Below are 13,781 nucleotides of genomic sequence, written 5' to 3'. Positions count from 1 at the left end.
GGCCCTCGTCCTCGGGGGCTAGGCGCGTCCCTGGGCGGGCCGCGCCGACCGTCGCGGGCCCGCCCAGGGACACGCCCAGCTCCTTCGCCACCCGGCGTGCCGCGTCACCCGGGCGGTCGCCCGGCAGCAGCAGCACGATCTCCTCCGCGCGGTCGGCGGCGAGCCCGCGTTCCACGGCCGCATAGGACGACGCCCAGAACGCCGCCCGCTGCCGGTGCTCGCGGGACTCGTACTTCGCGCACAGCAGGACGTGCGGCGCGTTCAGATCGACGTTCACGCGCCGGGCGCGGGCCGTCAGCGCCTCCACACCCGTCTGGCGGCCGGACAGCAGGTCGTCCAGCAGTTCGCCGCGCACCCGGCCCTCCGCCTCGGTGACGCTCCGCTGGAACAGCAGCAGCAGCGCGGTGACGAGCGCGGCGCGTTCCAGGATGCGCTGGTCGGCGTCGTCCACCTCGTCGGATGTGCGCAGGACCAGCGTCCCGAGCATCTCGTCGCCGGTCGACACCGATGCGATCCACATATCGCCGCGCCTGACCGTGCGTCCCTGCGCGCGCGCGGAGTGCGCCGAGGTCGACACTCCGGCCAGCTCATCGTTGCTTAGGGCATCCGACACGACGCCCGTTGTCGCCAGCTGCCGGCCGTCCGCGTCTAGGACGTGCAGGGTGCCGCCGAGCAACTCGGTCACGACCGCACCGACGTCCTCCACTCCACCACCGCGGACAACGACGGCCGTCATCCGGTCGTGCGCGCGCGCCGCCCGCTCTACGGCCGCGCTACGCGCCTTGACCTCCTCGTTGGCGGCGCTCAGCTCGTCCAACGCCGTACGGGTCTCTTCCAAGAGACGCGCGTTGTCGATCGCGATCGCGGCGTGCGCGGCCAGCGATCCCAGGAGCGCGACCTCTTCCTGGTCGAACGGACGCTCACTCCGGTTCGCGGCGGTCAGCACGCCGATGACGCGGCTGCCCAACCGCATCGGTACGCCGAGGATGGCGACGAGGCCTTCCTCGGTGACCGCGTCGTCGATGAACCCGCGGTGCTCGAACTGCGCGTCCCCCAGGTAGTGGTCGCTGTTGTAGGGCATCGCGGTCTGCGCGACGAGGCCGACGAGGCCGGTTCCCATCGGCAGCCGCAGCCGCCGGAACGCCGCCGACACCGACCCGTCCGTCACCCGCATGTAGGTGTCGCCGCGCTCGTCGTCGTTCAGCGTCAGGTAGGCGATATCGGCGTTCAGCAGCCGCCGGGCGCGGCGGGTGATCGCCTCCAGCACCGCGTCGAGGTCGCGCAGCCCGGCGAGGTCGCCGGCGGTGTCGAACAGCGCCGCCAGCTCCGCCTCCCGCCGGGCGTGCCGCCGCATGATCATCCGGACCCGGAGCGCGGCCAGCTTGGCCGCCTCCAGCTCCTCCAGCACGGCGGGCGGCGCGCCGTCCGCCCGCGCCTGGACGAGGGGACCCTCGAACTCGACGGGGGAGGCCTCTCGGGCCAGCAGTTCGAGGAAGACGCCGCAGGACATACGGGCCATTGTCAATGGGCCGTCCAGCCGCCGTCGAGCGCGAGGGACGCGCCGGTCACCATCGAGGCCGCGGGCGAGCACAGGTAGCCGACCAGTTCGGCCACCTCGTCCGGCTCGATCAGCCGCTTCAAGGCCGCGTGGTCGAGCATCACCCGCTCGACGACCTCGCTTTCAGGCATGCTGTGCGCGCGCGCCTGGTCGGCTATCTGTCGCTCCACCAGCGGCGTCCGTACATAGGCGGGATTAACGCAATTGGACGTCACGCCGTGCGAGGCGCCCTCCAACGCAACGACCTTGGACAACCCCTCAAGCCCGTGCTTGGCCGTCACATAGGCCGACTTGAACGGCGACGCTCGCAATCCATGCACGGACGAGATGTTGACGATGCGTCCCCAACCCCGCTCGTACATGCCGGGCAGCGCGTCCCGCACCAGCCGGAACGGCGCCTCCACCATCAGCCGCAGGATCCGCGCGAACATGTCCGGCGGGAACTCGTGGACGGGCGCCACATGCTGGATGCCCGCGTTGTTGACCAGGATGTCGACGCCGTCCGCCAGCCCGCCGAGCGCGTCCACGTCCGTCAGGTCGGCGAGCAGCGGGACGCCGCCGAACTCGGCCGCCGTCCGCTCCGCCGCCTCCCCGTCCAGGTCGGCCACCACCACCTCGGCGCCGGCCGCCGCCAGCCGCCGCGCGCAGGCCCGGCCGATGCCGCCCGCGCCGCCGGTGACCAGGGCGCGCCGGGCCGACAGATCCAGCGTCCCCGAAGTCCCCGCGGACGGCCGCGGTGTCACGCTCGTCATGCGCAGAACCTACGGAGCGCACTCCCGTCCTCCCATGTGTCCCGAACACACAATCTCTGGCCGGACGGTATGGCCGGACGGCACCGCACCTTTCCGGCCATGCAACTGACCGAACCAGTGTCGGCAGGGCTAGCGTTGTGCCCGCACGGTCCAGCCCACCGCGAGGGGTATCGATGACCGACATCACGCATCGCTTCGCCCAGTCGGAGAGCGGCCTGCGCATGCACGTCGCCGAGGCGGGCGAGGGGCCGCTCGTCCTGCTCCTGCACGGCTTCCCGGAATGCTGGTACTCCTGGCGCCACCAGCTCACCGCGCTCGCCGACGCGGGCTTCCACGCCGTCGCCCCCGACCAGCGCGGCTACGCCCGCACCGGCGGCCCTTCGGAGGCCGGCCAGTACACGATCCTGCACCTGGCCGGGGACGCGATCGGGCTCATCGACGCGCTCGGCGCGGACCGCGCCGTCGTCGCCGGCCACGACTGGGGCGCGCCCGTCGCGTGGGCCGCCGCGCAGATGCGTCCGGACAAGGTGCGCGGCGTGATCGGCCTGTCGGTCCCGCACCGTCCGCGTTCCAGCAGGCCCCCGGTGGAGTCGATGCGCCGCCTGTTCGGCGAAGGCTTCTACATGGTGCGCTTCCAGGAGCCGGACGCGCCGGAGACCGAACTCGACCGCGACCGCGCCGCCACCTTCCGCCGCATGTTCTACGGCGTCTCGGGCGACGGCCCCTGCCCGCCCCTGATCGCCCCCGAGGGCGGCGGATTCCTCGACACGCTCCCCGAACCGGAGAAACTGCCCGCCTGGCTCACCGACGCCGACATCGCGACCTACGTCGAGGAGTACGCCGACAGCGGCTTCACCGGCCCGGTCAACTGGTACCGCAACCTGGACCGCAACTGGGAACTCACCGCCGCCTGGCACCGCGCCCACATCGGCCCGCCCGCGCTCTGCATCGCCGGCGACCGCGACCTCGTCGCCGTCGGCGCCCGCGACGCGATCGACTCCATGACCGACTTCGTGCCGAACCTCCGCGACACCGTCTGGCTGTCCGGATGCGGCCACTGGACCCAGCAGGAACGCCCCACCGAGGTCAACAACGCGATCCTCACATTCCTCCGCGCCCTCTGACCTGCCCCGGCGCTGCGGCGCCACCAGGCCGCATGGCCTGCATGACTCCGATCATGGATTGGCTGCGCGAGTCCTAACTCCAGGACCGGTCACTGATGGACGGGAGGCGGCGCGAAGATCACCGAGCGCGCCCGGCGGCCGAGCGCCGGGCTGCCGGCGTTCGGCGTTTCTGCCCGGACGGACAATGTCGGAGGTGCCGCCTAGGGTCGCGGTGTGAACCGCACCGACCGTCTGTACGCCCTGGTGGAGGAGTTGCGCGCCTGCGCGCCGCGCCGCCTCGCCGCGCGGGAACTGGCCGCGCGGTACGAGGTGAGCGTCCGGACGATCGAGCGCGACATCGGCGCGCTCCAGCAGGCCGGCGTGCCGATCTTCGCGGACGTGGGCCGGGGCGGCGGCTACACCCTCGACAAGAGCCGGACGCTGCCGCCGCTGAACTTCACCCCCGCGGAGGCGGTCGCCGTCGCGATCACCCTGTCCCGGGCGGGCGGCTCGCCGTACTCCCGCTCAGCTCGCACCGCCCTCCACAAGATCGTCGCCGCGATGTCGGCTGACGACGGCGCCTCGGCCCGCGAGTTGGCCGCCCGCATCCGCTTCCTGGCCCCCGCCGGGAACGACGACGCGGCGTCCGTGCCGGCCGTGCTGGAGGAGGCCGTCCTGATCCGCCGGGTGGTCCGCCTCACCTACGTCGACCGGACGGGCACCGAGACGGAGCGCGACGTCGAGCCGGTCACGTTCACCGCGTCCGACAAGGGCTGGTACCTGACCGCCTGGTGCCGGATGCGGGGCGGCTGCCGCATCTTCCGCACCGACCGCGTCCGCCGCGCCGCCCTCCTGGAGGAGACCGCCCCCGACCGCTCCACCGAGAGCATGCACGACGACATCCCGTCCGACTACGTCGTCCGCCCCCTGGAATTCGTCTGACCTTCGGCACGGACCCCACCCCTGACGAGGTCACCACCGGCTCAGGTCGCCTTGTGGAATCTGTTCGAAAACACCGACAGGGGGTTGTCGGAGTGCTCCAGGACGCTGGTGTTCACAGCGTTCGAAGGAGGAAATCGATGAGTGTTCCCGCGTTCAACACCGTGACGTGGTTCCAGGTCGGCGCCGACGCGCCGGACGAGGCCCGCCGCTTCTACGGCGACATGTTCGGCTGGAAGTTCGCGCTCGACCCGGACGACAACGGCTACGACCTCATCAGCTACCCGGGCGCCGACGCCCCGAGCGGCGGCATCTCGCACACCTCGGATCCGTCCGAGAACCACGCCCTGTTCTTCGTGCTCGTCCAGGACGTCGACGCCGCCTGCGCGCAGGCCGAGGAGCACGGCGGCAAGGTCATCGTGCCCAGTCTGACCGCGTCGAGCGGGCTGAAGTTCGCTCACCTGCAAGACCCCACCGGCAACCGCTTCGGCGTCTTCACACCCCCGTCCGCCTGAATCGTGAACCGGCAGGACCCGGAGTGCTCGGGGGCCTGCCGGTTCACGGTGGTTGGCCGCGCACTGACTCAGAAACTGGAATCGGCCTGGAAGCGGGAAGGGCCCCGAGGTAAGTCTCGGGGCCCTTCCGGTCATTGCGGCCTACACCACCGCAATGGCCTGGTTACGCGTCGCCGCCCGTGTTGCTTTCGGCGCTGCCCACGCCGCCTGCGAAGACGTCGCTGACTTCGGCGTTCAGGCGGTAGCGGTCGATCCCCTGGGAGAGGGTCTCCGGCTTTACCTCGCCGTGGCGGGCCAGGCGGGTGAGGACCGCCAGGACGATCGACGCCGCGTCCACGTGGAAGAAGCGGCGGGCGGCGGCTCGGGTGTCGGAGAAGCCGAAGCCGTCGGTGCCGAGCGAGGTGAAGTCCGTGTGCACCCAGGGGGCGATCTGGTCGGGTACGGCTCGGGTGAAGTCCGATACCGCGACGATCGGGCCGGCGACGTTGTCGAGCGTCCGGGTGACGTACGGGACGCGCTGCTCGGCGTCGGGGTTCAGCAGGTTCCACTCGTCGCACGCGCGGGCCTCGCGGGCCAGTTCGTTCCACGAGGTCGCCGACCAGACGTCCGCGGCGACGCCCCAGTCTGCGGCTAGGAGGCGCTGGGCTTCGAGCGCCCATCGGCCGCCGACGCCCGATGCGAGGATCTGTGCGCGCGGCGCGTCGGCGGCGGGCTCTGCCTCCTGGTAGCGGTACAAGCCCTTGAGCAGGCCGTCTACGTCGAGGTTCTCGGGTTCGGCGGGCTGCTGGTAGGGCTCGTTGTAGACGGTGAGGTAGTAGAAGACGTCCTCGCCGGGCGTCCCGTACATGCGGCGCAGGGCGTCCCGCACGATGTGGCCGAGTTCGAAGCCCCATGTCGGGTCGTAGTGGACACAGGCCGGGTTGGACGCCGCGAGCAGGGGGGAGTGGCCGTCGGCGTGCTGCAGGCCCTCACCGGTGAGCGTGGTGCGTCCGGCGGTGGCGCCCAGGAGGAATCCGCGGCCCATCTGGTCGCCGAGCGCCCACATCTGGTCGCCGGTCCGCTGGAACCCGAATATCGAGTAGAAGATGTACACCGGGATCATGTGCTCGCCGTGCGTGGCGTACGTCGTGCCCGCCGCGATCGCGGACGCCATCGAGCCGGCCTCGCTGATGCCCTCGTGCAGCATCTGGCCGCTTTCGGCCTCCTTGTAGGAGAGGAGGAGCTTGCGGTCCACCGCGTCGTAGGTCTGCCCGTGCGGGGAGTAGATCTTGGACGTGGGGAACAGCGAGTCCATCCCGAACGTGCGGTACTCGTCCGGGGCGATCGGGACGAACCGGGCGCCGATGTTCTCGTCCTTGATCAGGTCCTTGAGCAGCCGGACGAACGCCATGGTGGTGGCGACGTTCTGCTTGCCGGAGCCCTTCTTCATCTCGCTGTAGACGGGGTCGCCGGGCAGCTTGAGCGGCTTGGCCCGCACGGTCCGGCGGGGCAGGAACCCGCCGAGCGCGGCGCGGCGCTCGCGCATGTACTGGATCTCGTCGGAGTCCTCGCCCGGGTGGTAGTAGGGCGGCAGCGGCTGCTCCAGCGCCGAGTCGGGGATGTCCAGGTAGAGCCGGTCCCGGAACTCCTTCAGCTCGGCCTTGGTGAGCTTCTTCATCTGGTGGGTGGCGTTGCGGGCCTCGAAGTCGGAGCCGAGTGTCCAGCCCTTGATGGTGTGCGCGAGGATCACGGTCGGCTGCCCGACGTGCTCGCGGGCCGCCTTGAACGCCGCGTACACCTTGCGGTAGTCGTGCCCGCCGCGCGACAGTTTGCGCAGGTCGTCGTCCGGCAGGTGCTGGACGATCTTGCGCAGCCGCGGGTCGGCGCCGAAGAACTTCTCCCGGATGTACTCGCCCGACTCCACGGAGAACGTCTGGAACTGGCCGTCCGGGGTCGTGTTCATCTGGTTGACGAGCACGCCGTCGACGTCCTGGGCGAGCAGCGGGTCCCAGTCGCGGCCCCAGATGACCTTGATCACGTTCCAGCCGGCGCCGCGGAAGAACGACTCCAGCTCCTGGATGATCTTGCCGTTGCCGCGCACCGGGCCGTCCAGCTGCTGCAGGTTGCAGTTGACGACGAAGGTGAGGTTGTCGAGCTCCTCGCGGGCGGCGAGGCCGATCGCGCCGAGCGACTCGGGCTCGCCCATCTCGCCGTCGCCGAGGAACGCCCACACGTGCGAGCGGGACGTGTCCTTGATCTTGCGGTTGTACAGGTAGCGGTTGAACCGCGCCTGGTACACCGAGTTGATCGCGGTCAGCCCCATGGAGACCGTGGGGAACTCCCAGAAGTCGGGCATGAGCCGCGGGTGCGGGTAGGACGACAGGCCGCCGCCGGGGTGCGACTTCTCCTGCCGGAACCCGTCCAGCTTCTCCTCGGGGAGGCGTCCCTCCAGGAAGGCGCGGGCGTAGATGCCGGGCGCCGCGTGCCCCTGGATGAACACCTGGTCACCGGACTCGCCGTGGTCCTTGCCGCGGAAGAAGTGGTTGAAGCCGACCTCGTACAGCGACGCGGCCGAGGCGTAGGTGGCGATGTGCCCGCCGACGCCCAGTTCGGGACGGTTGGCGCGCGACACCATGATCGCGGCGTTCCACCGGATGTAGGCGCGGATGCGCCGTTCCACGTGCTCGTCGCCGGGGAACCAGGGTTCGTGCTCCGGCGGGATCGTGTTGATGAAGTCGGTGCTGCGCAGGCCGGGCACGCCGACCTGCAGCTCGCGGGCCCGCTCCAGGAGGCGGAGCATGACGTACCGCGCCCTGCCGCGGCCTTCGGTCTTGATGACCGTGTCCAGCGATTCCAGCCACTCCCGGGTTTCGTCCGGGTTGATGTCGGGCAGCTGGCTCGGCAGGCCGTCGCTGATGATCGAGAAGCGTTGACGTCCGGAAGCCACGGGGTCCCCTCTGTCCTTACCGTCTTTGCTGGTGAGACCCGTGGCCGCCGCGCGGGAGGCCACCGGTCCCCGGCAGACTGTTCGGTCGCTCGTCTGGTGATCCCATCGTCGCCGTTTATGACGGCTAACGCATCTCTACCAACCGGTAACCATCGTCCCCGGTCAACCGGGGTACCGGCCCGCTGACGCGGCCTTTTCCCGCCTCGCGGGGGATTGCCCCCGGCGGGGTCCGGGGAACGTATGAGGCTGGGGGCGACGACCCGCCGCATGCCCGGCACGGTCCGTCCCGGTGGCGGACGAACGAGCTTGGGAGAAGTGATGAACGGACAGATCGGAGACCGGCTGCACGTCCATGGCAACGTCGTGGGACAGCCGGACCGCACCGGCGAGATCATCGAAGTACGGGGACGGGACGGCGGCCCGCCGTACCTGGTCAGCTTCGACGACGGCCACGAGACGCTCGTCTACCCGGGGCCGGACGCCGTCATCGAGTCCCGGGAGCAGATCTCGCACTGACAGCGCCGCGCGGCCGGTGAGATCCGTGCGGGCGGGGGTGCGTCCGCCGCCGCGGATCGGGTAGACACGGGACCATGGAGAACACCGTGGTCCGGGTGGCCACCGGTACGAGTGAGGCCGTGCACGACATCACGGCCGACTGCGAACGGTTCGCCGCGTCGGCGGGCGGCGACGGGCTGCTGCACGTCTTCGTCCCGCACGCCACCGCCGGCGTGGCGATCATCGAGCTGGGGTCAGGTAGCGACGACGACCTGCTGGCCGCGCTGCGTGACCTGCTGCCGGCGGACGACCGCTGGCGGCACGCGCACGGATCCAAAGGCCACGGGCGCTCGCACGTGCTGCCCGCCCTCGTCCCGCCGTACGCGACACTGCCCGTCGTGGACGGACGGCTCGCCCTCGGAACATGGCAGTCGGTCGCCCTCGTCGACCTCAACGTGGACAACCCCGACCGCCAGGTTCGGTTGTCGTTCCTCCAAGGATGAGCGCGGCGAACCGGGGATTGCGGGGGGTCGAACCCCCGCATCGGGCAGGGTTGAACGAGAAATCCGGCCAATGAGGGCGGCAAAAAGCCCGGAAGACACTTGCGCTACAGGCCCTTACTTGTGTGGACTGTCCCGCAAACACCGCACAGGTGCGGGCGGGCCGCCCATCCCGGGGGGCTGGGAACGAAGTGCACGGCACCGTGCGGACTGACGACAATGGGAGGACTTTCGTGAGCGCGACCGCGGGTCAGGCGCAGTCTGAGCGCAGCCTGGCCGAACGGCTCGGCCTGAAGGCGGGCCAGGTGGTGCAGGAGATCGGCTTCGACGACGACGTCGACGAGGAGCTTCGTCGATCCGTCGAGGAACTCACGGGGAACGAACTGGTCGACGAGGACTACGAGGACGTGGTCGACATCGTGCTGCTGTGGTGGCGCGAGGAGGACGGCGACCTGTTCGAGGGCCTCACCGACGCGATGATCCCGCTCACCGGCGGCGGCAACATCTGGCTGCTGACGCCGAAGGCGGGCCGGGACGGGCACGTGGAGCCGAGCGACATCGGCGAGGCCGCGCAGACCGCCGGCCTCTCGCAGACCAGCAGTGTCAGCGCCGCCAAGGAGTGGTCCGGCACCCGGCTGGTCGCGCCCAAGGTCCGCGGGTAGCCGGGGGACGGTAGGCGACTTGGCCGGCAACGCGGGCGACGTCAGTGTGGACGGCGCCGATGTGGACGGTGTCAACGTGGACCGCGTCAACGTGGGCGACGAGGCACCGGACTTCGAGCTGCGGGACCAGCACGGCACCCCGGTGCGGCTGTCGGATCTCCGCGGCGAGAAGAAGGTCGTCCTCGTGTTCTATCCGCTGGCCTTCAGCGGTGTGTGCACGGGCGAACTGACCAAGCTGCGGGACGGGTTCCGGGACGCGGGCGACGATGTGCTGCTGCTCGCCGTCTCGGTCGACTCGATGTTCGCGCTGCGGGCCTGGTCCGATCAGGAGAAGTTCTGGTTCCCCCTGCTGTCGGACTTCTGGCCGCACGGCGGGACGGCGCAGCGATACGGCGTTTTCGACGAGGCGAAGGGGCTGGCGCTGCGCGGCACCTTCGTCATCGACACCGAGGGCGTGGTCCGGTGGAGGGTCGTGAACGCGATCCCGGACGCACGCGACATCGACGAGTACCGCGAGGCGCTCGCCGGGCTCTGAGCGAAACGGACCGGTTCCGGCCGCCGGGAGGGATGGCCGGAACCGGTCCCCGCACCTCTGGAGGTGTGATGCCCTGCTTCCGCTGCGGGGCGCGGCAGACCGATCCCGTGCGGGGCGCGAGCCCGTGGAAGCGCGGGGTCCGGGCGGACCACCAGGTTCTGATCTGCCCCGGCTGCCGGGCGGCCGCCGACTGGGCGGACGCCCTGGACCACTGCGCGGTCTGCGGCTCGGCCGCCCTGGTGTGCCGGCTCGGCGAGGTCGAGTGCCGCGACTGCGGGCACACCCGCGACGCCGTCCGGGACGAGCCCGGTCCGGGTGATCTCGTGCACTCCGGCGCCGAGCGGCCGTCCGGCGCGGACCGGCCGTCCGACGGGGGGCTGTCGGAGGAGGTGGCGGCGGCCCTGTCCCGCGTCCTGAAGCGCGGTCCGGCCCGCTGACCGCCGATTTCCGGGGTTTCCCGGCTTGACGTGGTGATTTGTCCGCTGCAACGCTGCGCGAATGCCGATCGTGCTGCTGCGCCTGGTCAACCGGATCACGGGACGGTCCTGGCGGGTGCCCGCGCTGGTGCTCGCCGCGGCCTTCCTGGCGGGGTGGCTGCTGATCGCGGTGTTCGAGGAGCCCGGCGCCGAGATCAAGGATCCGGTCGGCTACGTCTGGTACTTCATCGTCAGCGGCACCACGACCGGCTACGGGGACCTGTCCCCGGCCACGACCGGCGGCCGGATCGGCGGCGTGATCATCATCGTGGCCGGGCTCACCGCGGGGCTCGTGATGTTCGCCGAGCTGACGCTCTGGATGGGGAAGGGCAGAGTGATGAAGGCCAACGGCCTGGCGCACTTGCACAAGCGGGATCACGTCGTGGTCATCGGCTACGACCGCGACGCACTACGGGGCATCATCGCCCAACTGCGAGCCGACCGTGAGTTCGTGAAGACGCCCGTCGTCGCGGTGTTCTGGCCGGGGGAGTTGACGGGTGAGAACCCCGACCCCGACCTCTACGACGTGGTCGCCAACGACGACACCGCCTACGAGCGCGCGTGCCTGGAGCATGCACGGACCGCTCTCATCGTGGGGCGTTCCGACGACGAGACGGTCCGGGTGATGCTCGGCGTGTCCGCCTATCTGCGGCGGAACGGCGAGCCGCCCGTCCATCTGCTGGCGGGGCTGCACGACGGCGGCAGCCGCGCCGAGATCACCGAGGCGCTGAACCTGGTCAGTCCGGACATAGAGGCGGTCGACGTCGACGATCCGGCGGTGGTGGCCGCGGTGGTCCGCAACCCCGGGGTCGCCGCGATCTACCACAACCTCGCCAGCACGCTGGACACCGACGGCGCCCTCTACCGTGTGGACGTTCCCGCGGGCGCCGGGGAGTGGTCCCGCGTCGACGTGGCGATGTTCCTGCTGCGCCGGGGGAGCACGCTGCTCGCGGTCGGCGAGTCGCACCGTCCCAACGCCCAGTTCCGGCTGGCCTCCGCACCGGACGAGAGGATCTCGGGCGGCCAGTCGCTGGCCGTGGTCGCGCGCAAGCGCCCGATCATCCCCTGGGAGGACATCTGACAAGTTGCCGGGAGGGCGCCGGCGCGCCCGCTTGGGCGCCCTCCCGGCGGCCGCCTGCGCGCGGCCCGGGGCACAGGTCCGAAGCCCCGGGGCCTCCCCGCGCGCATGCGGAGCCTTACGCCGCCTGCCGGTGGTCGGCGTCGAGCAGGTGGTAGAGCAGGAGGAGCTGGGTGATCGCGAGGGGGTCGCTGGTGCCGGTGTCGCCCAGGCTGCCGAGCGCGCCCGGGTCGGGGAGGGTGGCGCCGGCGTGCGGGCCGAGGCGCTCCCAGATGGCCTTCTTGACGACCTGCGATTCGTCTGGTGACACGTATCCGTGGACGTGCAGGGCGTCGACGGGACGGCCGTCGGTGTCGCGGTGCAGCCGCAGGTGCAGGGCGGTTTCCGTGTCGCCCGGCCCGCCGTCCAGGACGTCCGCCAGCTCCGGGTGGTCGATGGTGGGGCGCAGCAGCAGCTCGGCGGACAGCGGCGTGCCGGGCGGGTCGAGGCGGCCCGCGACCGGCGCGAAGCGGACGACGATGTCGGCGTGCTTGCGCTGCGGGCGGATGTAGGCGGCGCTCTCCGGCTCGCGGCGGGCCAGTTCCGCCATGACCTGCTCGGGGCTGTAGCCGCGCTTGTCGCAGTCGCGGCGCACCTTCCAGGAGTGGCGCAGCGGCTCGGGCGGGTCGAGGTAGACGGTGATGTCGAAGCAGGCCCGCGCCATCCGGGTGTGCAGCGGCAGCAGGCCCTCGACGATCACGAAGTCGCGGGGCTCGACCAGTTCCGGCCGGACGAGCTCGCCGGTCGCGTGGTCGTAGACGGGCTTCAGGATCGGCTCGCCCATCGACAGCAGCTGGAGGTGCTGCTCCATGATGTCGACGTGGTTGCACTCGGGGTGCAGTGCCGTGAACGGCTTGCCGGCCCGTTCGGCGCGGTCGTAGCGGTGGTAGTCGTCCACGCACACCGCGGTCATCCGGTCGGCCCCCAGGCACTGCACAAGCCCCCTGGTCAGCGTCGTCTTGCCCGCGGCGCTGTCACCTGCGATCGCGAGCATGACGGGGCGGCGGCCCGCCCCGCGCGCCCGGAGCATATGCACGATGCGATGGGGCACCTGGCTCCTCCGTCCTGCGGAATTCAATTTTCGTACAGGAGAGTACGGGGGTGCGCGGGCGGGCTCGTCCCCCAATCGGGGGAGAGCGGGTGTGAATCACCGGAGGTCGCCTCCGCACCGGGGCTACTGATGAGTAGCTTCCGGTTGTTATCGTGCCGGAATGAGTGTCCCCGTACGCGTCGTTCTCGTCGACGACCACGAGATGATCCTCGCCGGGCTGCAGGCGATGCTGGCCGGGTTCGCCGGGCGGGTGCGCGTCGTCGGGCAGGCGGGGACGGGGGACGAGGCGACCCGGCTGGTGACGGCGCTGCGGCCCGACGTCGTCCTGCTGGACGTCCGGCTCGGCCCGGAGAGCGGCCTCGACCTGTGCCGGCTGATCACCGGGCGCGTCCCGGAGGCGCGGGTGGTGTTCCTGTCGGTCTACGACGACGAGCAGTACGTCTTCGAGGCGCTGCGGGCGGGGGCCGGCGGCTACCTCCTCAAGCGGGTGGACGGCCCCGAGCTCGTCCGGCGGCTGGAGGAGGTCGCGCGCGGCGAGACGGTCGTCGACCCGACGCTCGCCGGGCGGATGGCCGTCACCGCCGCCCGGCTGACCCGCGGCGAGTTCTGGCCGGGCGCCAACCGGGGCCTGACGCAGCGCGAGAGCGAGGTGCTGTCGCTGCTGGTCGGCGGCCTGTCGAACAAGGCGATCGCGGCGCGGCTCGTGCTGAGCGAGGAGACCGTGAAGAGCCACCTGCGCGCGCTGTACCGCAAGCTGGAGGTGACCGACCGGTCGGCGGCGATCGCGGTCGCGCTCCGCGAGGGCCTGTTCCGGTGACGTCCCCGCTGGAGCTGCTTGCCGGTCGCGGGGAGGACCTGCTCGTACGCGTCGTGGCCGTGGCGTGCTCCGACCGCGAGCTGCCGCGGATGGCGGACGAGCTGGCCTGCCTCGTCGTCCGGTCCGCGCGGGCGCTGACGTTCTGCGACGTCTACGTCCTGGACGAGGAGGAGCGCGCCCTCGAATGGTCGGGGCCGCCCGTCCCGCTGGGGGAGGGCGACGCCGGCTGGGTCGCCGCGCACGGCCGGGCCCGCCCGCACCCGGACCTGTCCCTTATACCCCTCTGACGCTGCCGACGAAGCGGCACGTGTAGCACACAGCGCGCCGCGTACCAC

15 protein-coding genes are annotated in these 13,781 nt (G+C 71.2%); 11 read left to right on the top strand and 4 right to left on the bottom strand.

Annotated elements, in window-relative coordinates; translation table 11 throughout:
- The coding region (locus HUX53_RS17295) for a GAF domain-containing protein (protein WP_255205346.1) at positions 1-1,510 on the bottom strand (1,510 nt) is incomplete at its 3' end.
- Positions 1,511-1,521: 11 nt separating this feature from the next.
- Entirely contained in the window at positions 1,522-2,310 is a 789-nt protein-coding gene (locus tag HUX53_RS17290; protein ID WP_176404233.1) for a 3-hydroxybutyrate dehydrogenase, read from the bottom strand.
- A gap of 173 nt (positions 2,311-2,483) precedes the next feature.
- On the opposite strand from HUX53_RS17290, the gene HUX53_RS17285 reads away from it, so the two are divergent.
- The 3 genes from HUX53_RS17285 (at position 2,484) to HUX53_RS17275 (ending at position 4,867) form a co-directional block, all read left to right on the top strand.
- Positions 2,484-3,434, top strand: a complete 951-nt coding sequence (locus HUX53_RS17285) for an alpha/beta fold hydrolase (protein WP_176404232.1) — start codon at positions 2,484-2,486, stop codon at positions 3,432-3,434.
- Between the two features lie 213 nt (positions 3,435-3,647).
- Positions 3,648-4,355 carry a YafY family protein gene (locus tag HUX53_RS17280; RefSeq protein ID WP_176404231.1) on the top strand — a complete coding sequence of 236 codons (708 nt, stop codon included), beginning with the start codon at positions 3,648-3,650 and terminating at the stop codon, positions 4,353-4,355.
- 137 nt (positions 4,356-4,492) lie between these two features.
- Positions 4,493-4,867 (top strand): VOC family protein, encoded by a 375-nt coding sequence (locus tag HUX53_RS17275; RefSeq protein ID WP_176404230.1) that lies wholly within the window; start codon positions 4,493-4,495, stop codon positions 4,865-4,867.
- Between the two features lie 163 nt (positions 4,868-5,030).
- Here the strand turns inward: HUX53_RS17275 and aceE are convergent, their stop codons facing one another.
- Positions 5,031-7,793, bottom strand: a complete 2,763-nt coding sequence (gene aceE, locus HUX53_RS17270) for a pyruvate dehydrogenase (acetyl-transferring), homodimeric type (RefSeq protein ID WP_176404229.1) — start codon at positions 7,791-7,793, stop codon at positions 5,031-5,033.
- Positions 7,794-8,111: 318 nt separating this feature from the next.
- On the opposite strand from aceE, the gene HUX53_RS17265 reads away from it, so the two are divergent.
- From HUX53_RS17265 to HUX53_RS17240, 6 genes are all read left to right on the top strand, one after another.
- Positions 8,112-8,309, top strand: a complete 198-nt coding sequence (locus HUX53_RS17265) for a DUF1918 domain-containing protein (RefSeq protein ID WP_176404228.1) — start codon at positions 8,112-8,114, stop codon at positions 8,307-8,309.
- A gap of 74 nt (positions 8,310-8,383) precedes the next feature.
- Positions 8,384-8,791: a secondary thiamine-phosphate synthase enzyme YjbQ gene (locus tag HUX53_RS17260; protein WP_176404227.1), complete on the top strand. Its 408-nt coding sequence runs from the start codon at positions 8,384-8,386 to the stop codon at positions 8,789-8,791.
- A gap of 230 nt (positions 8,792-9,021) precedes the next feature.
- On the top strand, positions 9,022-9,450 hold the full coding sequence (locus tag HUX53_RS17255) for a DUF3052 domain-containing protein (protein WP_176404226.1): 429 nt from the start codon (positions 9,022-9,024) through the stop codon (positions 9,448-9,450).
- A 76-nt stretch (positions 9,451-9,526) separates the two neighbouring features.
- A complete protein-coding gene (locus HUX53_RS17250; protein ID WP_309237287.1) occupies positions 9,527-9,985 on the top strand; it encodes a peroxiredoxin in 459 nt (152 codons plus the stop codon).
- Between the two features lie 68 nt (positions 9,986-10,053).
- On the top strand, positions 10,054-10,422 hold the full coding sequence (locus HUX53_RS17245) for a hypothetical protein (RefSeq protein WP_176404225.1): 369 nt from the start codon (positions 10,054-10,056) through the stop codon (positions 10,420-10,422).
- 61 nt (positions 10,423-10,483) lie between these two features.
- Complete coding sequence (locus HUX53_RS17240) at positions 10,484-11,542, top strand: two pore domain potassium channel family protein (RefSeq protein ID WP_176404224.1); 1,059 nt, start codon at positions 10,484-10,486, stop codon at positions 11,540-11,542.
- Positions 11,543-11,657: 115 nt separating this feature from the next.
- On the opposite strand, the gene HUX53_RS17235 is transcribed toward HUX53_RS17240, so the two are convergent.
- Positions 11,658-12,608, bottom strand: coding sequence for a phosphoribulokinase (locus HUX53_RS17235; RefSeq protein ID WP_176404223.1), 951 nt, complete (start codon positions 12,606-12,608; stop codon positions 11,658-11,660).
- A gap of 181 nt (positions 12,609-12,789) precedes the next feature.
- Between HUX53_RS17235 and HUX53_RS17230 the strand changes: the two genes are divergently transcribed.
- Both HUX53_RS17230 and HUX53_RS17225 read left to right on the top strand, forming a co-directional pair.
- Positions 12,790-13,446 (top strand): response regulator transcription factor, encoded by a 657-nt coding sequence (locus tag HUX53_RS17230; protein ID WP_176404222.1) that lies wholly within the window; start codon positions 12,790-12,792, stop codon positions 13,444-13,446.
- Positions 13,443-13,733, top strand: a complete 291-nt coding sequence (locus HUX53_RS17225) for a hypothetical protein (protein WP_255205345.1) — start codon at positions 13,443-13,445, stop codon at positions 13,731-13,733. The genes HUX53_RS17230 and HUX53_RS17225 overlap by 4 nt, the downstream gene beginning before the upstream one ends.
- Positions 13,734-13,781 lie beyond the last annotated feature (48 nt).

This window comes from Actinomadura sp. BRA 177, from assembly GCF_013372625.1.
In the GTDB taxonomy this organism is placed as follows: Bacteria; Actinomycetota; Actinomycetes; order Streptosporangiales; family Streptosporangiaceae; genus Spirillospora.
The sequence above is the reverse complement of the archived record's forward strand: the minus strand, read 5'-3'. Positions and strand labels throughout refer to the sequence as shown.